Origin of the sequence: Spinactinospora alkalitolerans, from assembly GCF_013408795.1 — a bacterium.
In the GTDB taxonomy this organism is placed as follows: Bacteria; Actinomycetota; Actinomycetes; order Streptosporangiales; family Streptosporangiaceae; genus Spinactinospora; species Spinactinospora alkalitolerans.
On the sequence record NZ_JACCCC010000001.1, the window covers coordinates 608,510 to 629,897 of the forward strand.

A 21,388-nucleotide genomic window follows, 5' to 3' on the forward strand; every position below is an offset into this window, starting at 1 on the left:
GGTGTAACTGTTTTTCCTGGTCAGCGGCGTGTCGCGGTGAGGCGGCCGTCGAAGGTGAGGTCGAAGGCGTTCAGCGCCTTCTTCCAGCGGGCGCTCCAGCGGGCTCGCCCGGTGCCCTTGGGGTCCAGGCTCATCAATGCGAGGTATACGCATTTGAGCGCGGCGTGTTCGTTGGGGAGGTGCCCGCGGGCCTGAGTGTCTTGGCGGTCTTGTCCCAGTCGGCGCGGGAGGCGTAGCCCAAGCTGTTGCGCAGCAGATGGACGATGCAGGTCTGGGGCCAGACGGTCTCCACCGCCTCGCCCGTGCCCTTGAGTCCGTCGGCCACCAGCATGAGGACGTCGGCCACGCCGCGGTTCTTGAGTTCGGTGAACACGTGCGCCCAGTATTTGGCGCCTTCGCCGCCCTCAACCGGCCCACAGGCCCAGGATGTCGCGCTCGCCCTCGGCGGTGACGCCCAGCACCACATAGATCGGGCGGTTGGCGACCTGGCCGCCGCGGATCTCGGGCGTGGACGGCGTCGGCGAACAGCACCGCATAGACCGGATCCAGGGGCCGGTTCTGCCACTCGGCCATGCGTTCCATGGCCGATTCGGTGATGACCGAGACGGTCTGCTTTTCAGACCTCGGCGCCATAGACCTCGGCCAGGTGCGCACAGATTCCGCCGTGGGTCAGGCCTTTGGCTGACAGCGACAGCACGACGGCTGTTGACGCCGTTGAGCCTGCGTTGGCGCTTTTTGACGATGGCGGGAGTGAAGGAGCCGTCCCGGTCGCGGGGCACCTCGATCTCCACCGGGCCGGCCTCAGTGGTCACGGTCGTGGAACGCGCGCCGTCGCGCGCGTTGCCGCCGTTCTCGGCGGAGCGCTCGTGCAAGGCAAGAGCCCAGATGCTCTCCATCCCGGCCTGGAGCACGTTTTCCAGGGTGGTCTTGGTGAGCCGGGACAGCAGCCCGTTCTCCCCGACCATGCCGATGCCCTCGGCCTTGGCCATCAGCTCGGCGACCAGCTCCTGGTCCGACCTGCCAGTATCCGTCTTGATCTGCGACTTGTCACTCACAGTGGGCTCTTGCCCACTAAGAGTTGCGCCCTTATCTGCACAGTCCCCAGGAGGCTCTCCGGTGAGCGGCGGCATGCACGAGAAGAGGCTGTACCGCATCGAGGAGGCTGCGCAACTGCTCGGCATGGGACGGACCAAGACCTTCGCCGAACTCAAGGAAGGACGGCTGAGGTCGGTCAGGATCGGCCGCGTCCGACTCATCCCGGCCGAGTACATCGACGAGTTCGTCGAGTTGCTCAAGCGCGAAGCCGATTCCGACGGCGGATGACACCCACGGCCGCGCTCCGAGAGGAGCGCGGCCCGATACGAGGAACGAGGAGGAGAACGTGGCCCGCCCCAAGAAGAGCGGCCGAGCCCCGAACCGGCGATCGTCGATCTACTACAGCGAGGCCGACGGCCAGTGGCACGGACGTGTGACGATGGGCATCAAACCCGACGGAGGCCCCGACCGCCGCCATCGCCGAGGAGCGACGAAAGGCGAAGTCGCCGACAAGCTCCGAGAACTCGAACGCAAGCGGGACGAGGGAAAGGTCACCAAGGTCGGCCGGGCGCCTCGGGTCTCGGAGTGGTTCGAGCGGTGGCTGACCAGGATCGTCCGGCGTGAGGTGGACCGCAACACCTACGACTCCTCATACGAGCCGACGGTGCGCCGCCACATCATCCCGCGGATGGGCCGCCACCGCATCGACGCCGTCACCCCCGAACACGTCGAGGACCTCTACCTCTGGCTGGATGAGGAGAAGGGACTCGCGCCCTCCACGATTCTGAAGGTGCACTGGCGGCTGCACTCGGGCTTTCAGGTCGCCGTCGAGCGCGATCTGATCGCCCGCAATCCGGTCTCGCGGGTGAAGCCGCCCTCGGGCGAGGCGGTCAAGGAGTATGCGCCGCTCGGCCGCGAGGAGGCGCGGCGGGTGCTCAAGGTCTGCCGGGACCGCCGCAACGGCGCGAGACGGAGCGTCGCGCTCGCGTTCGGCGTCCGCCAGGCCGAGGCGCTCGGCCTGCGCTGGTCCTGCCTCAAGGGCGTCTGCGGCGCCTGCCGGATCGTCTACGGTCTCGTCGACCTGTTCGCCGTCGACGCGGAGAGGTGCCCAAAGTGCGGCGGGGCTGTGCGTTGTGAGGTGCGGGTCGGTTGGCGGATCAAGCAGCGGGCCGTTCCGGCACGGCTGCGACGACGTCGAGGCGTGCACGGTGGGCAGGTACAGGCGGCCGTGTCCGAAGAGGTGCCCCGGCCATCACAGGGAGACGTGCAGGCCGGACTGCGGGAAGAAGGCGCACTGCTGCCCGGAGGTCCGCCGGCCGTGTCCCGAGGACTGCCGCGGCCACGGCCGCGAGTGCCCGGAGCGCACGGGCGGCGAGTTCTACTTCGCCCGACGCAAGGGTGTACGGGGCGGCCGCGGCGAGGAATGCGTCACGCTGCCCGTGCCCGGACCGCTCGTGCGCGAACTCCGCTCCCCACCGGCGGCGGTGGCGGCACGAGCGCGACCTCGCCGGCGATGCCTGGGACGACGGGTGGGACCTGGTGTTCTGCCGACCCGACGGGTGTCCGGTGGGCAAGCGGGCCGATTGGGGTGACTGGAAAGAGGTGCTGCGGCTTGCTGGCGTCCGTGATGTGAGGGTGCATGACGGACGCCACACGGCCGGGACGCTGCTGGCGGAGTTGGGGATCGATCCCAAGACCATTCAGCAGATTCTCGGGCACTCGCAGATGTCGCAGACCGCCCGCTACATCCACGCCAGCGACGAACTCACCCGCGGAGCGGCCGACCGGATGGGGGAGGCGCTGTGGAGCTGATTCCGCAACTGAGACCGAAACTGAGACCGGTCCTGCGACCTGGAGTCGCTCACTCACGTGAAGAAACAGGTCACAGTGGTGGCCCCAGCAGGATTCGAACCTGCGACACCCGCTTTAGGAGAGCGGTGCTCTGTCCCCTGAGCTATGAGGCCCTTTCGGTGTTCAAGGGTAACGGACGAACGCTGTGGGTGCGGCAGGGATCCCGGGGAGCGCGGGGTGGCGCGGGCGGTCGGGGTGGCGTTTGACGGGGTTGAGTACCCTTTTCGGAAGTAGGGTTGTCATTCCCCCCGAGTGATGCTCGCCACACAGGTGCGGCGCCGTGTGCGCGTCCGCGGCGCCGCGGTTGCGGCGCCGGCGTGGCCATCCAGGCTCTAACAACCCGTGATCAGGTGTTTTATCGGGCGTTCAGGCGCCGGCCGACGACGGCCGGGCTCGGGGCGTCCCCCCGCATCGCGTGCGTCCATTCCCGAAAACGCGTCCGGTTGTGGACGTGTAGTACGTTGCGACTCGGCCACGCGAACTACCGAAGAGGCAGCCGGAGGATCCACGTGCCGTTCGTTCTCGATTCGACGCGGCGAGGCGACCGCGTACCGAGAAGCGGGCCCTCGTCTGTCTGCGGGAGGCGTTCCCGCCCATGGTCGAGGCCGGTCCTCGCGGTGCTGTGCACCCTGGTCCTCACCCTGGTCCTCGGCCCCGGCTGGCAGGTGGCGGTCGCGCCGGTGGCCGACCGCGCGGCGGCCGACGACCTCGATGCGCTGAAGCAGCGGGCGGAGGAGGCCAAGGAGGAGCTGGAGGAGGCCACCGAGGAGTACACCGAGCGCGAGGAGGCCCTGGAGGACGCCCAGGACGAGCTGGTCACGACGCTGCACGAGCTGCAGCAGACCGAGCTGCGCCTCGCGGAGATGCGCCAGCCCCTCGCCCAGCTCGCCGGCACCCTCTACAAGCAGCCCGATGTCGGCATCATGGGCATCATGACCTCCGGTTCCATCGACGACGACCTGCAGGCCGAGTCCCACGTCGTCAAGTTGACCGAGGACAAGGAGGCGATCCTCGACGAGGCCAACGAGCTCCGCGACGAGCAGGGCGAACTCACCACGACCGCCCAGGAGCTGCAGTCCCAGACCCAGCTCGAGCGGGTCGAACTCGCCGACGACCTCGATGCCCTCAAGGAGCAGTCGGAGGAGAGCACCGAAAGGCTCGTCCAGGAGCTGGAGGACCGGGGGCTGTCCGTGGACGCCTACATGGCCGGCGTCGAGTGCGACCCCTCGGCCGGCGAGGCCGCCGCCGGCTACCCCAACGGTCTGCTGCCCCAGAGCGCCCTGTGCGAGGTGCACGAGGAGGGGCACTTCCTGCGCGCCGACGCCGCCATCGACTTCCTCGAGATGAACGAGGCCTACACCGAGCAGTTCGGCAAGGAGATCTGCCTGACCAGCTCCTACCGGGACCTCCCCAACCAGCAGCGCGTCTACGCCGAGCAGCCGCCCGGCAACGCGGCCGTCCCCGGCACCAGCAACCACGGCCTCGGCCAGGCCGTCGACATGTGCGGCGGCGTGCAGAACCAGGGGAGCCCGGAGTTCAACTGGCTGGAGGCCAATTCCCGGCAGTGGGGCTGGTTCCACCCGCAATGGGCCTACTCCAGCCCGTTCGAACCCTGGCACTGGGAGTACGAGACCGGCGGCTGATCCTCGCCCGCCGCGCGGGCGGGGCCGCGCGGCGCCGGAGGGCCGGGGGCGGCCGAAGATCACACCGTCTCGGGGATCACCTCGGAGGTGCAGTTCGGGCAGCGACTGGCCTTCTTGGAGATCTCGCTGAAGCATTGCGGGCATTCGCGGGTGGTGGCCTCGGCCTTCTCGGTGAACCGATCGATCACGTGCGTCATGGGCAGCACCACGAAGAAGTACAGGATCGCCGCGGTGAGCACGAAGGAGATCAGCGCGTCGACGAACGCGCCGTAGAGGAACTCGCTGCCGTTGACCGTGAAGGTCAGCTCGGCGAACTTGGGGACGCCGCCGAAGACCCCGAGCAGCGGGGTGATGAAGCCCGCGGTGAACGCCGTGATCAGCTCCGAGAACACGGCGCCGATGACCACGGCCACCGCCAACTGGATCAGGTTGCCCTGGAGCAGGAACTTCTTGAATCCGCTCATGGTTGTCCCCACATTCGACTCGTCCGGGTCCGTCCGCCGCGGGCACCGAGGGGTGTTCGGACGCCGTTGGGCGGCTGCCCGCGGCCGCTTCTCGCGCCGTCCGGTCCGCGGAGCAGGGGCTCACGCGCCGGGCGGCGTGCACCCCGACAGGCTAGCGTCAACCGCGGATGGTGATCGAAAGGCGGCCTGAAACGGTGTGAGCTGCGATGACGCGGGCCTCTTCGGTGCTCACGGCCACCAGGACGAGCGCACCGGACTCCCCGGCGGGGGCTTCCTCCTCGGGGACGGCGATCACCGGCCGGTCGGCCGCAACGACCTCGGCCGGGGCCGTGGCGCCGCCGAACTCCGCGGCGAGGGGGTCGTGCGCGGCGGCCAGGACGTCGATCCTGCTGCCCGGCCGCAGCAGCGCGGCCGCGCCGGGGTCGGCGACCCTGACCGGGGCCGCGACGACGTCGGCGCCGTGGCCGGCGGCGGGCGGGTCGGCGAGGCGGGCGTCGGTGAACACCTCACCGCGGCGGACCGGGGAGCGCAGCGACGCTCCGGTGAGGGCCGTGTCGGGACGCAGCGCACCATCGGGCACGGCGTCCCCGGGCAGCGCGCGCACGGCGGTGTCGCCCTCGCCCAGCGGAGCCAGCGCGGTGAGGTCGCGGGCGGCGACGACGACGTCCACGGTGGGCGCGGTCGGCGGGCGCAGCACGAGCACGATCCCGGCCGCGGCCAGCGCGGCGCAGCAGGCGCCGAGCGTGCGGCGCCATCGGGCGAGGAGCAGTACGGCCCCGCGGCGGCGCGACGGGGTCAACGACATGGCCGGCACCGCCGACCGGGAGGAAGGTCCATGCCCGCACGGTAGGCGAGGCCGGGCCGGCGGGGTCGGCGCCGTCCACAGGCGGGGGCCGAGACGCACGGAAGGCCGGGGCCACCGCATGCGGTGACCCCGGCCGTGGCGCCGTGCGACGGGCCGGATGCCCTTCGGGCGGAGGGCGGTCTCAGGCGACCTTGGTGGCGGCGGAGCCGTCGGAGCCGCCGCTGGAGCCGCCGGATCCGCTCGATGCGGTGGTGGCCTCGGTGCTCTTGCTCTCAGACCCCGAGGCCTTGTCGGCCTTGTCCGAGTCCTTGGAGCCGCCGGAGTTCCCGTTCGGCGTGGAGCCGTTGGAGCTGGAAGCGCTGTCGGTGCGGTAGAAGCCCGAGCCCTTGAACACGATGCCCACGGCGGAATACACCTTGCGCAGCCTGCCCTGGCACTCCTGGCAGGTGGTCAGCGAGTCGTCGCTGAAACTCTGCACGACCTCCAGTTGGGCGCCGCACTCGGTGCACGCGTACTGGTACGTAGGCACGGATCCTCCTTGCTGGCACTCTCGCCCGTCGACTGCTAAATAGTACGCGCTCGGACAGCACGATCGCGACATTGGGGGGTGGGGTGCCGTTCCCGGTGAAGCTGCCGCGGATATAACGCGATCCGGGGCGGAGGTGTTCCGCCGGGCCTAGAACCGGTGCACGCCGCCGCCGGGGGTCACCACCGCGCGCACCGGGAGGTCGTGCGGCTCGGCCGGCACGGAGTCCACCAGTTCCGCGTCGTAGACCACCGCGAAGGTGAGCGCGTGTGCGCCGACCCCGGCCAGCGCGCGGTCGTAGCAGCCGGCGCCCCGGCCCAGCCGCCGGCCGGACCGGTCGACCGCCAGGGCCGGGCAGACGACGGCGGCGCAGCGGCGCACCGCCTCGGCCCCGTAGCGCGGCCCGGTCGGCTCCAGCAGTCCGTGCCCTGCCGGAGCCATGTCGTCGGGGCCGTCGTAGGCGGCCCAGTCCAGCTCGCCGTCCGGCCGGAAGACCGGCAGCAGGACGTAGACGCCGTGCTTCCACAGCCCGGTGACGAGTTTGCGGGTGTCGGGCTCGGTCCCCACCGAGTAGTAGGCGGCCACCGTTCCGCCCATGGTCAACTGCGGCAGGGCGAGCAGGTGATCGCGGATGGCCGACCCGGCCTCGGCCCTGCGTTCGGCCGGCATCTCCCGCCGCCGCGCCAGCATCCGCTCGCGCACGAGCCTCTTGGCCCCGGCGGTGTCCGTGGCACTGTCCATGGCAGAGGAGTCTAGGCAAGGCCGCCGCGGGTTCTACCCCGATCGGCGGTGCGCGGGTGAGAACCGGATTAAGAACGGGTGAAGGCTCGTCGGGAGGTGAACGGGGAATCCCCGCAGAACCTGCGCATACCCGGATCGGAGGTCGCGCGCCTGAGCCGCGATCGGAACCCGGTGGCCTACAGTGCCGACATGGCTGATTCGCACCGTGCTGCAACCCCCGTCACCAAGGCCGTCGTACCGGCCGCAGGCCTGGGCACCCGTTTCCTCCCGGCGACGAAGGCGACTCCGAAGGAGATGCTGCCGATCGTCGACAAACCGGCGATCCAGTACGTCGTGGAGGAGGCCGTCGCGGCCGGGCTCCACGACGTCCTCATGATCACCGGCCGCAGCAAGCGCTCCATCGAGGACCACTTCGACCGCGCCTACGAACTCGAAGAGGCCCTGCGCGCCAAGAACGACACCCAGCGGCTGCACTCGGTGCGCGAGTCCAGCGAGCTCGCCCACGTGCACTACGTCCGCCAGGGCGAGCCGCGCGGCCTCGGCCACGCCGTGCTGTGCGCCGAGGCCCACGTCGGCGACGACCCCTTCGCCGTGCTGCTCGGCGACGACCTCATCGGTGGGCAGGACGCGCTGCTCAAGCGCATGATCGAGGTGCGGGAGACCTACGGCGGCAGCGTCGTCGCGCTCATGGAGGTGGAGCCGGAGCAGGTTTCGCTGTACGGCTGCGCCGCGATCGAGGCCACCGGCGAGGACGACGTCGTGACGGTCACCGACCTGGTCGAGAAGCCGCCGGCCGACCAGGCCCCCAGCCGCTGGGCGATCATCGGCCGCTACGTCTGCGACCCCGCGGTCTTCGGCGTGCTGAGCGAGACGCCTCCCGGCCGCGGCGGCGAGATCCAGTTGACCGACGCGCTGCGCGAGCTCGCCCACCGCAAGCCGGCCGACGGCGGTCCGGTGCACGGCGTGCTGTTCCGCGGCCAGCGCTACGACACCGGCAACAAGGTCGACTACCTTCGCACTGTGGTGGAATTCGCGTGCGACCGCCCGGATCTCGCCAAGGAGTTCCTCCCGTGGCTGCGCGAGTTCGTGGCCGAACGCGGCGAGGGAGCCGCACGTTAGGGGAGGGGGCGCCGATGCCGGCAACGGGAGAGGGAGTGGGATGAAGACCGTCGAACAGCACACCGCCGACATCCTGGAACTGGTCGAGCCGCTCGAACCGATCGAGCTGGGCCTGCTCGGGGCGCACGGCGCGGTGCTCGCGGAGCCCGTCGCCTCCTCGGTGCAGCTGCCAGGGTTCGACAACTCCTCGATGGACGGCTACGCGGTCCGTGCGGTCGACGTCGCCGCGGCCTCCCAGGAGGCGCCGGTGTCGCTGCCGGTCGTCGCCGACATCCCCGCCGGTGACGCCGGAACCGGCGCCATCCCGGTCGGCACGTGCGCGCGCATCATGACCGGCGCCCCGGTCCCCGTCGGGGCCGACGCCGTGGTCCCGGTGGAGTGGACCGACGGGGGAGTGGCCTCCGTGACCGTCCACCGCTCGGTCCGCGAGGGCAACGCGATCCGCAGGGCCGGCGAGGACGTCGACAAGGGCGCGGTGGTGCTGCGCCAGGGGGCGCGCATCGGGGCGGCCGAGATGGCCGTGCTCGCAGCGGTCGGCCGCAGTTCGGTCCGGGTGCACCCGAGGCCGCGCGTCGTCGTGCTGTCCACCGGCGAGGAACTGGTGGAGCCGGGCGACCCGATCGGCCCGGGCCAGATCTGGGAGTCCAACAGCTACATGCTCACCGCGGCCGCGATCGACGCCGGCTGCACCGCCTACCGGCAGGGCTTCATCGGCGACGAGCCGGCCACGGTCCTCGACACGCTCGACGACGTGCTGGCGCAGGCCGACGTCATCGTCACCACGGGCGGCGTCAGCATGGGCGCCTACGACGTGGTCAAGGAGGTGCTGTCGCGCCTGGGCACGGTCCGCTTCGAGAAGGTCGCCATGCAGCCGGGCATGCCGCAGGGGTTCGGCACGATCGGGGAGTCGCGCACTCCCATCGTGACGCTGCCGGGCAACCCGGTCAGCTCCTACGTCTCCTTCCACCTGTTCGTCCTGCCGGCCCTGCGCCGGATGCGCGGCCTGCCCCAGCAGCCGCTGCCCTCGGTGCGCGCCCGCCTGGTCGCGCCGGTCGTCTCCTCGCCGCGGGGCAAGCGCTCCTACCTGCGCGCGGTCCTGGCCTACGACGGGGCCGACGCCGGCCTCGGCTACACCGCGGCGCCCGTCTCCCGGCAGGGGTCCCACCAGCTCTCCGCCCTCGCCGAGACCAACGCCCTGGTCGTGGTCCCCGAGGCGGTCACGGAGCTGCCCGAGGGCAGCCTGGTGGAGGCGGTCAAGCTGCCCGGCGGCTACTAGAACGGACCCTGGGCGCGCGCGTGCCGCGGCGACCGGTCCCTGTAGCCTCCGCCCTTGGAAACCCCGTCCGTGACCACCGAGCAGAAAGTCCGCGCGCTCATGTCCGATTCCCATCCCTCCGGTTTCAGTCACCTCGACCCCTCCGGCGCGGCCCGGATGGTCGACGTCTCGGCCAAGGAGGTCACCGCCCGCACCGCGACCGCGACCGGGCGGGTGCTGCTCTCCCCCGAGGTCGTCGCGGCCCTGCGCGGCGGCGGGGTGCCCAAGGGCGACGCCCTCGCCGTGGCCAGGCTGGCCGGCATCCAAGGGGCCAAGCGCACCCCCGACCTCGTGCCGCTGTGCCACCCGATCGCGGTGCACGGCGTCGACGTCGCCCTGGACGTGCGCGACGACGGGGTGGACATCAGCGCGACCGTGCGCACCGCCGACCGCACCGGCGTCGAGATGGAGGCGCTGACCTGCGTGATGACCGCGGCGCTCGGCCTGATCGACATGGTCAAGGCGATCGACCCCGAAGCCGTCGCGACCGACGTGCGGGTCGAGGAGAAGACCGGCGGCAAGACCGGCCACTGGCGCCGCGCGTCATGACCCCCGAGGAGAGGGAGGGCGACGAGGACGTGCACGCCCCCACCGCGATCGTCATCACCGCCTCCAACCGGGCCTCCTCGGGGGTGTACCCGGACCGTTCCGGACCGGTGCTGGCGGGGCTGCTGGAGGAGGCCGGCTGCGCCGTCGACGGACCGCGGGTGGTGCCCGACGGCGCCCCGGTGGCCGATGCGCTGCGCCGGGCACTGGCCGAGGGCTACGACGCCGCCGTCACCACCGGCGGCACCGGGCTGACCCCCGGCGACGAGACCCCCGAGGCCACCCGTCCGCTGCTGGTCTATGAGATCCCGGGCATCGCCGAGGCGCTGCGCGCGGCCGGCCGGGAGAAGGGGGTGCCCACCGCCGTGCTCTCGCGGGGCCTGGCCGGCGTCGCCGAGCGGGACGGGCACCGCATGCTGGTGGTCAACCTGCCCGGCTCCAGCGGAGGGGTCCGCGACGGCATGGCGGTCCTCGGGCCGATCCTGCGGCACGCGATCGACCAGATGCGCGGCGGGGACCATCCGCGCACCGGCGGCTGACCGAACCCGGACCGCTGCGTTCGCGGGGTGGGATTTCCAGGGCTCGGACCTGCTGTGCCGTCGGCGCTGCGCACACCGCGACAGCCGCCCCCTGTACGAGCGCCATCGTCGGACACCAGTGAGGTTCCTGTTTCCACCGGTCCGAAAAAGGTTATTTTCCTGTCCCTTTTGTCGTGAGATAGAGGACGATCGCCGCGTGTCTCCGGCACGAGGTGGAATACTGATGCCGAGAACTCCGGGCGGCGGCCCGCTGTCCGGTCGCCTCCGCGGAAGGGTCCCGGGGATTCTTCCGCCGGGATGCCCACGGTGGCGGAGGGAAGGCAGTGAACCGGATACGTGGCTGGCCGATCTCCCTTGAGGAGGGGCCGGTCGGGCTTCGGCCCCTGCGGCTGCGCGACGCCGCGGCGATGCGCGACACGCGTGTGCGCAACGCCGACTGGCTGCGCCCCTGGGAGCCCACCCACCCCGAGATGCCGTTGCAGACCACGAACATCGCGCCCTACCTCGCCATGGCCCAGGCGATCCGCAGGGAGGGCCGGCAGGGCGTGGCGATGCCATGGGCGATCACCTACGAGGGGGGATTCGCCGGGCAGTTGACCGTGGGCGCCATCGTCTGGGGATCGGCGCGCTCCGCCCAGATCGGGTACTGGATCGACAAGGAGCGGGCGGGTCTGGGGGTGACCCCCACCGCGGTCGCGCTCGCGGTCGACCACTGCTTCTTCACCGCCGGGCTGCACCGGATCGAGGCCAACATCCGGCCCGAGAACCGGGCCAGCCGGCGGGTGGCCGAGAAGCTCGGGTTCAGGGAGGAGGGCGTCCGCAGGCGCCAACTGCACATCGACGGGGCGTGGCGGGACCACATCTGCTACGCGCTGACGGTGGAGGACGTGCCGCGCGGCCTGCTCCCGCGGTGGCGGGAGCAGCGCCGCGGCCGCGACCTCGGGGGCGGGCCGCCGCGGGGCGGGGCCGGGTCCTCGGGGGCGGCGAGCCCGCCCTCCGAGCTGCCGTGACCGCGACCCGGTCCGGGGCGCCCCTTTGCGGAGAGCGGCCCGATGGCGGGAAAAGGGGTGCCGGGAGGAGCCGTTCGCGGGATAATCGGCACGGCCCGCGCTCGCCGCAAGCAGGCTGAAAGCGGATTGTAACCTTCCGCATTTATGATTTAACGGTCTGTAAAAACCGTTCCTACCTGCATATTTGCCAATGGAGGACCCATCTGAAGAAGAGGACGAACGACGATCTCGCGACACTCCGGCCCGAATACTGCGCATTCCCGGACACCGGGTCGTACGGTGCGGAACGTAGACGCATCGACGGTGCGGGTGACATGTACATACGGCACATGGGGGCAGAGGGCTAATGAGCGGTGCGGCGGGTGCGCGAGACATCAGACCCTAGATTCCGGACAGGCCGCTGCTGAATCGATCTCGTCCATGGGCCCGGTACGAGCCACCGCGCCGCCCGGACGTCTGCGGGTGTCCAACGACCAGCGGCGCGAGGAGGGGCGATGAGTAGCTCTCCTCTGTATGTGGCCATCGTGGTGGTGTGGGCCATCGTGCTGATCCCCATGCTGCTGCGCCGCGACGCCGCCGATCCCGCGCCGAACCCGTTCCGCCGCAGCGCGCCCGGGGACGCCGGCGTCGACGACGCCGATGACGCCCCCGAGTTCGACGACGAGTACGAGCCCGACGAGGACCACGGCGACCCGGACGGGGAGTCCGCCGACGACGTGCGGACCCAGGTGCTCTCCTACGGCTCCGGGCCCGTGCCCGCGGCCCACCGCGCGCTCGCCCGGCACGAGGCGGAGGAGCCGGCCGGTGACGCCGAGGACGCGGCCGAAGCCGCCGCCCCGCGGCCGGAGCCCGCGCCGCCCCCTGCTGGAGCGCCTCCGATGCGGGTCGGCCGCGCCCGGGTCATCGCGCGCCGCCGCCGCCGCACGTCCGGCCTGACCGCCCTGCTCACCGCGACGAGCGTCGCGGTCGCCGCGGGCCTGGGTCCCTGGTGGGTGCTGGTCCCGCCGGCCGTGCTGCTCATGGGCCACCTCGTGCTGCTGCGGGAGGCGGCAAAGGCCGACCAGGAGCGGCGTGCCGCCGAGGCGGAGCACCGCCGCCGCGAGGAGCGCGCCCGCGCCCGCCGCGCCGCGGCCGAGGCCGCCCGTGAGGCCGAGGTCATCGAGCTCACCACCCGGCGCGACCAGGTCTATGACCAGTACGCCGACGCTCATCTGCGCGCCGCGGGCGACTGACCCGACGCGCGAAATGAGTTCCGAGCACTCTTGCGGAGCTGATACGCTTTTAAGCGTCTTACGGGGCTGTAGCGCAGTCCGGTAGCGCACCTCGTTCGCATCGAGGGGGTCAGGGGTTCAAATCCCCTCAGCTCCACCCGAAGGCATGCAGGCCGGGTCAGGAAGTCTTCCTGACCCGGCCTTCTTTTTAGGGCGAATGGGAGAAGATCGGGAGGGTCCCGCATCGGGATCGCCTCGACTCGACTGTGCATGTCTCAAAATAATCTCAATAGTCGTGATTGGCTGCTTCTGAACCTTGTGCGATGAGTGACGGGTAAGTCATCTTGTGACATGGGGATGGACTCGCGCTACGAGCGAAAGGTGCGTTGTGCTCAAGAAGGTGTGTGCCGTAGCGGCCGTCTCGGTCGCTGCACTATTGGGATCGGCACTGCCGGCCGCTGCGGAAGATGCGCTCGAGACCCGGTCAGCGTCATGGACCTGGCAGATGAGTGACAAGGCGGCCGATGCCTCGACCGCTGTCTGGGAGTGGGTCGCCGGCGCCGACGATGACGACGAGGGTCAAGCCCACATGTGGGACTGGCTCCCGTTCTGATGCAGGTGTGAAACCCCGGAGCCCGGTGCGCGGTCAGCGCGCCGGGCTCCGGCCGTTCGGCCGGGCCCCCTCCTGACGCGGCCGCTCCAGCGGCCTGCGCGGCGGCAGGGGGAGCCGGCCGGTGTCCAGGGCGTCCACGAGCGCGGCCGCGCCGCCGCGGGCCGCCGCGCTCAGGCCCAGCGTCGAGACCTCCAGCCGGCAGCCGCCGCGCTCCGGCGCGAGCACGTGGGCGTCGACGGCGGCGGTGCACGGCGGCAGCAGCCACGGCGCCAGCGGAACGAAGTAGCCGCCGAGGATGATCGCCTGCGGGTTGATCAGGTTGACCAGGGTCGCCGCTCCGCGCCCCAGCCAGCTCCCGGCCCGCTCCAGCGCGCGCAGGACGCCCACGTCGCCCGCGTCGGCCCGCTCGACGGTGGCGGCCACGGCCGCGGCCAGGTGCGTGCCCGAGACCGGGGCGGTCGGGGCCAGGTCGGGCACCGTCCGGCGCAGGATGGCGTCGATGCCGGCGACGGCCTCAAGGCAGCCCCGGCGGCCGCACCCGCACAGCGGCCCGCCCCTGCGCAGGGGGATGTGCCCGATCTCGCCGCCGTAGCCGGTGGAGCCGCGCAGCAGCCTGCCGTCCAGGAGCACGCCGGCGCCGATACCGACCTCGCCGGTGATGTAGACCAGGTCGCAGGTGTGGGCGCGGTGCCCGCCGCGGTACTCCGCGACCGCGCCGAGGTTGGCGTCGTTGTCCACCAGCACCGGCATCTCGGGCAGGCCGGCCTCCTCCATCAGCTCCAGCATCCTGGCGCGCAGCGGGAAGTCGCGCCAGCGCAGGTTCGGCGCGTTGGCGACGGTGCCGCGCGGGGCGTCGATCAGGCCGGGGACGGCGACGCCGGCCCCCAGCACGGTGCGTCCGGCGAGCACCGGATCGGCCAGTGTGCGCCGGAGGAGGTCCACGAGCTCGCGCGCGCACGCCTCGGGCCCGGCGGCGCCGGCGGCGAAGGGCTCGTGCCGGCTCAGCAGCTCCTGCTCCACCAGGTCGACGGCCACGACGGTGATGTAGTCGACGTTGACCTCCAGGCCCACGGCGGTGATGCCGCGGCCGTCCAGGGTCAGCATGACGCCGGGCCGCCCCACCCGCCGCTCGGACGCGGCGCCGACCTCGCGCACCAGGCCGTGTGCGATGAGGTCGCCGACGATGCTCGACACGGTGGCCTTCGTCAGTCCGGTCGTCGCGGCGACATCGGCGCGCGAGCACGGGGCCGCCTCCCGGACGGCGCGCAGCACGGCGCCGAGGTTGGTCTCGCGGACGGCCTGGGAACCGGCCGGTCCGGTGGCTGTGTCGGTCAGCATCGCGGCACTCGTCTCGTGGTGGCGGGGCCCTGAGGCCGTCCCCGCGGGCGGGTCCGTCCGTCCGGTCCGGCGGGACGCGGCCCCGGGGGTGTTGACATCAATTTGTTCAGTCTCCAAACTAACTCTGTGACCGCGGTCGCACAACACCGGCCGAATCGGCCACGCCAACGCCTCGGGAGGACCGATGTCACTCGTCGCCGGGGTGGACTCCTCCACCCAGGGCACCAAGATCGTCGTTCGCGACACCGCCACCGGCGCGCTCGTACGCCAGGCCAGAGCGCCGCACACCGAAGGCAGCGAGATCGACCCCGAGGTCTGGTGGCGGGCCCTGCTGGCGGCCGCCGAGGGCGGGCTGCTCGACGGCGTCGACGCCATCGGCGTCGCGGCCCAGCAGCACGGCATGGTCACGCTGGACGAGGCCGGCCGGGTGGTGCGGCCGGCGCTGCTGTGGAACGACACCCGCTCGGCCGGGGCGGCGGCCGACCTGACCGAGGAGCTGGGCGGCCCGGCGGCCTGGGCGCAGGCCGCCGGCAGCGTCCCCGTGGCGAGCCTGACCGTCACCAAGCTGCGCTGGCTGGCCGAGCACGAGCCCGCCAACGCCGAGCGGGTCGCCGGCGTGCTGCTGCCGCACGACTGGCTCACCGCCCGCCTCACCGGGTCCTCCGACCCGGTCACCGACCGCGGGGACGCCTCCGGCACCGGCTACTTCGCGCCGGCCACCGGCGAGTACCGCCGCGACCTGCTGCGGATGGCCCTCGGCTCGGAACCGCGGCTGCCCAGGGTGGCCGGGCCGGCCGAAACCGCCGGACCGGTGCGGGCCCCCGGCCTGCCCGGCATCGGCACGGTCTCGGTCGGCACCGGCGACAACATGGGCGCCGCGCTGGGACTGGCCGCGCGCCCCGGTGACGTGGTCGTCTCCATCGGCACCTCCGGCACCGCGTTCGCCGTGGCCGAGCGGTCCACGGCCGACCCCTCCGGTCAGGTCGCCGGGTTCGCCGACGCCACGGGCCGGTTCCTGCCCCTGGTGTGCACCCTGAACGCGGCCCGGGTGCTCACCGCGGGCGCGCAGGCGCTCGACGTCTCCCAGGAGGAGTTCGACGCCCTCGCGCTCGCCGCGCCGCCCGGCGCCGGCGGCCTGACGGTACTGCCCTACCTCGACGGCGAGCGCACGCCCAACCTGCCCGATGCCACGGGCGCCCTCAGCGGCATGACGCGGGCGAACCTGCGGCCCGACCGCATCGCCAGGGCGTTCGTCGAGGGAATGCTGTGCGGGCTGGCCGACGCCATCGACGCCCTCGTCGACCAGGGCGTGCCCGTGCACCGGGTGCTGCTCATCGGCGGCGGGGCGCGTTCCGAGGCGGTGACGGCCATCGCCCCGCAGGTGTTCGGCCGTCCCGTCGCGGTGCCCGAGGCGGGGGAGTACGTCGCCGACGGCGCCGCCCGCCAGGCCGCCTGGGCGCTGGCGGCGACGCCCGCACCGCCCGAGTGGAGCGCCATGGCCGCACCCCGGGTCAGCGAGGCCGACCCCGAACCGGTGATCCGCGAGCAGTACGCCGCGGCCCGCGGGGCCTGACCGCACGACCCGCACGGCCGCACGCAGCGGCCGCGTCCCAGTACCGTCCTCCATCAGCCACGATCCAGGAGAGTCCTCGATGAGCCAGTACCAGCCCACGCCGGCGGACAAGTTCAGCTTCGGCCTGTGGACGGTCGGGTGGCGCGGCGTCAACACCTTCGGTGACGCGGTGCGCCCCCCGCTGGACGGCGCCGAGGCCGTGCGCCGGCTCGCCGACCTCGGCGCCTACGGCATCACCTTCCACGACGACGACCTCGTCCCGCCCGGCAGCGACGCGGCCACCCGCGACGCCATCCTCAAGCGGTTCCGCCGGGCGCTGGACGAGACCGGCCTCGCCGTGCCGATGGTCACCACCAACCTGTTCACCCACCCGGTGTTCCGCGACGGCGGGTTCACCTCCAACAGCCGCGACGTGCGGCGCTACGCCATCCGCAAGGTCGTCCGCAACATCGACCTGGCGGCCGAGCTCGGCGCGCGGACCTACGTGTGCTGGGGCGGCCAGGACGGCGCCGAGACCGAGGCCGGCAAGGACGACCGCGCCGCGCTGGACCGGCTGCGCGAGGCGTTCGACGTCCTGTGCGGCTACGTCCGGGACAAGGGCTACGACCTGCGCTTCGCCGTGGAGCCCAAGCCCAACGAGCCGCGCGGCGACGTGCTGCTGCCGACCGTCGGCCACGCGATGGCCTTCATCAACGAGCTGGAACACCCCGAGATGGTCGGCGTGAACCCGGAGGTCGGGCACGAGCAGATGGCCGGCCTGAACTTCGCGCACGGCGTCGCCCAGGCGCTGTGGCAGGGCAAGCTGTTCCACATCGACCTCAACGGCCAGCGCGGCGTCAAGTACGACCAGGACCTGCGCTTCGGCGCCGGTGACGTCAAGGAGGCGTTCTTCCTGGTCGACCTGTTGGAGAACGGCGGCTACGACGGTCCCCGGCACTTCGACTTCAAGCCGCCGCGGACCGAGGACACGGAAGGCGCGTGGACGTCGGCCGCCGCGTGCATGCGCAACTACCTGATCCTCAAGGAGAAGGCCGCGGCGTTCCGGGCCGACCCGGAGGTCGCCGAGGCGCTGGAGGCGGCCAGGGTCGCCGAGCTCTCCCAGCCGACGCTCGGCGCGGGCGAGTCGCTGTCGGACCTGCTCGCCGAGGAGATCGACCTCGACGCCGTCGGCGAACGCGGCTACCACTTCGAGCGGCTGGACCAGCTCGCCCTGGACCACCTCTTCGGCGTGCGCTGACGCCGGGCCGCGGAGCCGCGGCGGGCGCCCCACCGGGAAGGCGATCCGGTGGGGCGCCCGCCGCGCGTAGGTGGTGCCGCGGTCGAGGTTTCGCATTTTTGTCACCAATTAGTGCGCGTCTCGTCACTTTCCGTGTCGATCCGTCGAAGACTGTGGGGGCAACTCCGCTGTGTAGTCGACGGGAGGCAAACCGTGACCGTACCCGCGTCAGCGCCAGCACCCGCCCGAGGCACCACCCGTCGCACCTTCCTGCAGCTCACCGGGGTCAGCACGACGGCGTTCCTGCTCGGTCTGGGCACCTTCCCCACCCCCGTTCTCGCCGATGACCGACTCGCCGTCGACCCCTTCACCCTCGGCGTGGCCTCGGGGGACCCGCTGCCCGACGGAATCGTGCTGTGGACCCGCCTGGCGCCCGACCCCCTCGCCCCCGACGGACGCGGCGGCATGCCCGACCGCGACTTCAAGGTCGGCTACGAGATCGCCGAGGACGAGCGGTTCACCAGGGTCGTCCGGCGCGGCTCGGCCGTCGCGACGCCCGAACTGGCCCACTCGGTGCACCCCGAGATCAGCGGGCTGGAACCGGACCGGATCTACCACTACCGGTTCCGGATCGGCCGGCACATCAGCCCGGCCGGCCGGACGCGCACCGCACCGGAGCCCAACGCCTCCGTCCAGGGGCTCTCCTTCGCCACGGCGTCCTGCCAGGCGTGGTACCACGGCTACTACACCGCCCACCGGCACATGGCGGCCGACGACCTCGCCGCCGTCTTCTTCCTCGGCGACTACATCTACGAGTACGCGATCGTGGCCGGCGACAACCTCAAGCGGCGGCAGCGGCTCGGCGACGAGCACGCCGTCGACGTGGTCACCCTGGACCAGTACCGGCTGCGCTACTCGCTGACCAAGACCGACCCCGACCTGCAGGCCGCGCACGCCGCGTCCGCCTGGGTGATGAGCTGGGACGACCACGAGGTCGAGAACAACTACGCCGCCGACGTCTCCCAGTACGGGGCGGGCAAGGACGAGTTCCTGGACCGCCGCGCAGCCGCCTACCAGGCGTTCTACGAGAACCTCCCGCTGCGCTCGGTGCAGACGCCCCAGGGGCCGTCGGTGCGGATGTACCGGAGCCTGACGTTCGGCTCGCTGGCCGAGGTGCACGTCCTCGACACCCGCCAGTACCGCGACGACTACCCCGACGGCCGGGTCATCGACGACTCGCAGAAGCGGCACGACGCCGACCGCTCCATCCTGGGCGCGGAACAGGAGAAGTGGCTGATCGGGCGGCTGGGGTACTCGAAGGCCCGCTGGAACCTGCTGGCCAACCAGGTGGTCATGGCTCAGATCGACCGCGAACTCGGCCCCGGCCACTCCTACAGCAACGACCAGTGGGACGGCTTCACCGCCTGCCGCGACCGGGTGCTCAAGGCCGTGCGCGACGCCGAACTGGAGAACTTCGTCGTGCTCACCGGCGACATCCACCGCAACGTGGCGGCCGAGATCAAGGCCGACTTCGACGACCCGGACTCGCAGACCCTCGGCGTCGAACTCGTGTGCAGCTCCATCTCCTCCGACATGGACGGTTCCGACACCGACAAACTCGCGTCGCTGTGGCTGCAGAATCCGCACGTGCGCCTGTACAACGCCCAGCGCGGCTACCTGCGCTGCGAAGTCGGCCCCGAGGGGCTGAAGGCCGACTACCGGGTCGTCCCCTACGTGACCAGCCCCGGGGCGTCCGTGCAGACGTTCACCTCGTTCACGGTCGGCGACGGCGATCCGCGGCTTCCCGACGGGCGCTACGACGTGCTCTGATCCGACTTCTTCACGTGCGGTCTTCTTTTCGGCCATGGAATGACGGCACGATATGGCCACCCCCTACACAGCTTGGAGGAGAGGGTGGCTCTCTCACGTCTTCGGCCGGCCCGGGGCGCCGCACTGACGGCGCTCGCCGTCTGCGCGGCGCTCGCCCCCGCCGCGAACGCCTCGGCCGAGCCCGTCCAGTCCGGCGCACCGCGCATCCACGACGTCCAGGGAACGACGCGGACCTCGCCCTACGCGGGCGAGACCGTCGCGGACCTGCCCGGCGTCGTCACGGCGGTCAACGCCTTCGGCTCGGCCCGCGGCTTCTGGTTCCAGGACCCCGAACCCGACCGCGACCCGCGCACCAGCGAGGCGCTGTTCGTGTTCACCGGCTCCCGGACCCCCGACGTGCGTCCGGGTGACGACGTCCGGGTCACCGGAACGGTCTCGGAGTACCGGCCGGGCGGCTCCGACAGCGGGAACCAGACGATCACCCAGCTCGCCGACGCCGAGTGGACGGTGCGCTCCTCCGGCAACGAGGTGCCGGCGGCCGTCGAGCTGGACGAGCGCAGCGTCCCGCGCACCCTCGCGCCCGGGCGGGGCGGTGACCTCTCCGACCGCACGCTCGCGCCGAAGAGGTACGCGCTGGACTTCTGGGCCGCACACGAGCACATGGTGCTCGCCGTGCACGACGCCCGCGTCGTCGGCGCGACCGACGACTACAACGCGCTGTGGGTGACCACCGAGCCGCGCCGCAACGCCGCCGAGCGCGGCGGGACCGTCTACGGCTCCTACCGCGACGCCAACACCGGCCGCCTCAAGGTCGAGTCGCTCATCCCCTTCTCCGAGCGCCCGTTCCCCGAGGCCGACGTGGGCGACGAGCTGGCCGGCCGCACCGAGGGCCCGCTGTACTACAGCCAGTACGGCGGCTACCTGCTGAAGGCCACCGAGCTGGGCCGGCACGTCGACAACGGACTGCGGCGCGAGACCACCGCCGAACAGCGGGACTGGGAGCTGTCGGTGGCCACCTACAACGTCGAGAACCTCTCGCCGAGGAACGGCCAGGCCAAGTTCGACCGCCTTGCCGCGGGCATCGTCGACGACCTCCGCAGCCCCGACATCGTGAGCCTGGAGGAGATCCAGGACAGCAGCGGACCCGCCGACGACGGCACGACCGCCGCGGACGAGACGCTGGACCGGCTGGTCGCGGCCATCAAGGACGCCGGGGGGCCGGCCTACCAATGGCGCGAGATCGCGCCGCAGGACAAGGCCGACGGCGGACAGCCCGGCGGCAACATCCGCAACGCCTTCCTGTTCGACCCCGAACGCACCACGTTCGTCGACGCGCCCGGGGGCGACGCCACCACGCCCGTCGCGGTCACCGAGGACGCCGACGGCCGGGCGGCCCTCAGCGTCTCGCCGGGCCGCATCGAGCCGCGCGACGAGGCCTGGACCGACAGCCGCAAGCCGCTGGTCGGCCAGTTCGAGTTCGAGGGCCGCGACGTCTTCGTGGTCACCAACCACTTCAACTCCAAGGGCGGCGACGAGCCGCTGCACGGCGTGAACCAGCCCCCGCGGCGCTCCTCGGAGGAGCAGCGCCACGCCCAGGCGGAGCTGGTGCGCGCGTTCACCGACGAGCTCACCGCGGTGGACCGCGACGCCAACGTCCTGGTCGTCGGCGACCTCAACGACTTCTGGTTCTCCGAGACCCTGGAGACGCTGACCGGGCGCCGCGGCCTGCACAACCCCATGACCGAGCTGCCGCGCGACGAGCGCTACGGCTACGTCTACGACGGCAACGCCCAGTCCCTGGACCACATGCTGGTCGGCCGGGCGCTCGCCGACCGCGTCGACTACGACATCGTGCACGTCAACGCCGAGTTCCACGACCAGGTCAGCGACCACGACCCGCAGGTGGTCCGGTTCCGCCCGCTCAGCGGTGACAACCGCACCGACCGCCAGGAGGACAGGCGGTACCACCGCGGCCGGTGAACCGCACCGACCCGATGGTCCCCGGACGTCACA

General features: G+C 71.9%; 19 protein-coding genes, 2 tRNA genes and 1 pseudogene. 15 read left to right on the forward strand and 7 right to left on the reverse strand.

The features are described from left to right. Positions 1 to 20: 20 nt before the first annotated feature. Positions 21 to 1,130 (reverse strand): annotated as a pseudogene (locus tag HDA32_RS32030) (IS256 family transposase). On the opposite strand from HDA32_RS32030, the gene HDA32_RS02965 reads away from it, so the two are divergent. From HDA32_RS02965 to HDA32_RS30480, 3 genes are read left to right on the forward strand one after another with little or no spacing between them, the layout of a single operon-like run. Continuing rightward, on the forward strand, positions 1,117 to 1,323 hold the full coding sequence (locus tag HDA32_RS02965) for an excisionase family DNA-binding protein (protein ID WP_312863014.1): 207 nt from the start codon (positions 1,117 to 1,119) through the stop codon (positions 1,321 to 1,323). The pseudogene HDA32_RS32030 and the gene HDA32_RS02965 sit on opposite strands and share 14 nt — an antisense overlap. Before the next feature lie 58 nt (positions 1,324 to 1,381). Then, complete coding sequence (locus tag HDA32_RS30475; protein WP_312863015.1) at positions 1,382 to 2,668, forward strand: tyrosine-type recombinase/integrase; 1,287 nt, start codon at positions 1,382 to 1,384, stop codon at positions 2,666 to 2,668. Continuing rightward, on the forward strand, positions 2,602 to 2,847 hold the full coding sequence (locus HDA32_RS30480; protein ID WP_312863016.1) for a tyrosine-type recombinase/integrase: 246 nt from the start codon (positions 2,602 to 2,604) through the stop codon (positions 2,845 to 2,847). The genes HDA32_RS30475 and HDA32_RS30480 overlap by 67 nt, the downstream gene beginning before the upstream one ends. 76 nt (positions 2,848 to 2,923) lie before the next feature. On the opposite strand, the gene HDA32_RS02980 is transcribed toward HDA32_RS30480, so the two are convergent. Beyond that, a tRNA-Arg gene (locus HDA32_RS02980) sits at positions 2,924 to 2,999 on the reverse strand. Between the two features lie 504 nt (positions 3,000 to 3,503). Here HDA32_RS02980 and HDA32_RS02985 point away from each other — a divergent pair. Then, positions 3,504 to 4,529 carry a D-alanyl-D-alanine carboxypeptidase family protein gene (locus HDA32_RS02985; protein WP_312863017.1) on the forward strand — a complete coding sequence of 342 codons (1,026 nt, stop codon included), beginning with the start codon at positions 3,504 to 3,506 and terminating at the stop codon, positions 4,527 to 4,529. Positions 4,530 to 4,588: 59 nt separating this feature from the next. Here HDA32_RS02985 and HDA32_RS02990 read toward each other — a convergent pair whose 3' ends face one another. The 4 genes from HDA32_RS02990 to HDA32_RS03005 all read right to left on the reverse strand — a co-directional run bounded on the left by HDA32_RS02990 (position 4,589) and on the right by HDA32_RS03005 (position 7,065). Continuing rightward, the gene (locus HDA32_RS02990) at positions 4,589 to 4,993 is read right to left on the reverse strand and encodes an MscL family protein (protein ID WP_179641698.1); all 405 of its coding nucleotides are present in this window, start codon (positions 4,991 to 4,993) and stop codon (positions 4,589 to 4,591) included. A 157-nt stretch (positions 4,994 to 5,150) separates the two neighbouring features. Next, a complete protein-coding gene (locus HDA32_RS02995; protein WP_179641699.1) occupies positions 5,151 to 5,798 on the reverse strand; it encodes an SAF domain-containing protein in 648 nt (215 codons plus the stop codon). A gap of 181 nt (positions 5,799 to 5,979) precedes the next feature. Next, positions 5,980 to 6,327 (reverse strand): FmdB family zinc ribbon protein, encoded by a 348-nt coding sequence (locus HDA32_RS03000; protein ID WP_179641700.1) that lies wholly within the window; start codon positions 6,325 to 6,327, stop codon positions 5,980 to 5,982. Between the two features lie 147 nt (positions 6,328 to 6,474). Then, entirely contained in the window at positions 6,475 to 7,065 is a 591-nt protein-coding gene (locus tag HDA32_RS03005) for a 5-formyltetrahydrofolate cyclo-ligase (RefSeq protein ID WP_179641701.1), read from the reverse strand. A 189-nt stretch (positions 7,066 to 7,254) separates the two neighbouring features. Here HDA32_RS03005 and galU point away from each other — a divergent pair, with 189 nt between their 5' ends. The 7 genes from galU to HDA32_RS03040 all read left to right on the forward strand — a co-directional run bounded on the left by galU (position 7,255) and on the right by HDA32_RS03040 (position 12,962). Beyond that, positions 7,255 to 8,184 carry a UTP--glucose-1-phosphate uridylyltransferase GalU gene (galU, locus tag HDA32_RS03010; RefSeq protein WP_179641702.1) on the forward strand — a complete coding sequence of 310 codons (930 nt, stop codon included), beginning with the start codon at positions 7,255 to 7,257 and terminating at the stop codon, positions 8,182 to 8,184. Positions 8,185 to 8,224: 40 nt separating this feature from the next. Beyond that, the gene (gene glp / locus HDA32_RS03015; protein WP_179641703.1) at positions 8,225 to 9,460 is read left to right on the forward strand and encodes a molybdotransferase-like divisome protein Glp; all 1,236 of its coding nucleotides are present in this window, start codon (positions 8,225 to 8,227) and stop codon (positions 9,458 to 9,460) included. Positions 9,461 to 9,559: 99 nt separating this feature from the next. Continuing rightward, on the forward strand, positions 9,560 to 10,048 hold the full coding sequence (moaC, locus tag HDA32_RS03020; protein WP_179646431.1) for a cyclic pyranopterin monophosphate synthase MoaC: 489 nt from the start codon (positions 9,560 to 9,562) through the stop codon (positions 10,046 to 10,048). After that, entirely contained in the window at positions 10,045 to 10,584 is a 540-nt protein-coding gene (locus HDA32_RS03025) for a MogA/MoaB family molybdenum cofactor biosynthesis protein (RefSeq protein ID WP_179641704.1), read from the forward strand. The genes moaC and HDA32_RS03025 overlap by 4 nt, the downstream gene beginning before the upstream one ends. 323 nt (positions 10,585 to 10,907) lie before the next feature. After that, positions 10,908 to 11,594, forward strand: coding sequence for a GNAT family N-acetyltransferase (locus HDA32_RS03030; protein WP_179641705.1), 687 nt, complete (start codon positions 10,908 to 10,910; stop codon positions 11,592 to 11,594). Positions 11,595 to 12,088: 494 nt separating this feature from the next. After that, the gene (gene sepX / locus HDA32_RS03035; RefSeq protein WP_179641706.1) at positions 12,089 to 12,826 is read left to right on the forward strand and encodes a divisome protein SepX/GlpR; all 738 of its coding nucleotides are present in this window, start codon (positions 12,089 to 12,091) and stop codon (positions 12,824 to 12,826) included. Positions 12,827 to 12,888: 62 nt separating this feature from the next. After that, a tRNA-Ala gene (locus HDA32_RS03040) sits at positions 12,889 to 12,962 on the forward strand. Positions 12,963 to 13,451: 489 nt separating this feature from the next. Here HDA32_RS03040 and HDA32_RS03045 read toward each other — a convergent pair. Continuing rightward, the gene (locus tag HDA32_RS03045; protein WP_179641707.1) at positions 13,452 to 14,756 is read right to left on the reverse strand and encodes an ROK family transcriptional regulator; all 1,305 of its coding nucleotides are present in this window, start codon (positions 14,754 to 14,756) and stop codon (positions 13,452 to 13,454) included. Positions 14,757 to 14,940: 184 nt separating this feature from the next. Here HDA32_RS03045 and xylB point away from each other — a divergent pair, with 184 nt between their 5' ends. From xylB to HDA32_RS03065, 4 genes are all read left to right on the forward strand, one after another. Continuing rightward, complete coding sequence (gene xylB, locus HDA32_RS03050) at positions 14,941 to 16,329, forward strand: xylulokinase (RefSeq protein WP_179641708.1); 1,389 nt, start codon at positions 14,941 to 14,943, stop codon at positions 16,327 to 16,329. Positions 16,330 to 16,408: 79 nt separating this feature from the next. Next, complete coding sequence (xylA, locus tag HDA32_RS03055) at positions 16,409 to 17,566, forward strand: xylose isomerase (RefSeq protein ID WP_179641709.1); 1,158 nt, start codon at positions 16,409 to 16,411, stop codon at positions 17,564 to 17,566. A 192-nt stretch (positions 17,567 to 17,758) separates the two neighbouring features. Then, the gene (locus tag HDA32_RS03060; protein ID WP_312863018.1) at positions 17,759 to 19,375 is read left to right on the forward strand and encodes an alkaline phosphatase D family protein; all 1,617 of its coding nucleotides are present in this window, start codon (positions 17,759 to 17,761) and stop codon (positions 19,373 to 19,375) included. A gap of 39 nt (positions 19,376 to 19,414) precedes the next feature. Continuing rightward, positions 19,415 to 21,355 (forward strand): DUF8508 domain-containing protein, encoded by a 1,941-nt coding sequence (locus HDA32_RS03065; protein WP_179641710.1) that lies wholly within the window; start codon positions 19,415 to 19,417, stop codon positions 21,353 to 21,355. Positions 21,356 to 21,388: the final 33 nt, after the last annotated feature.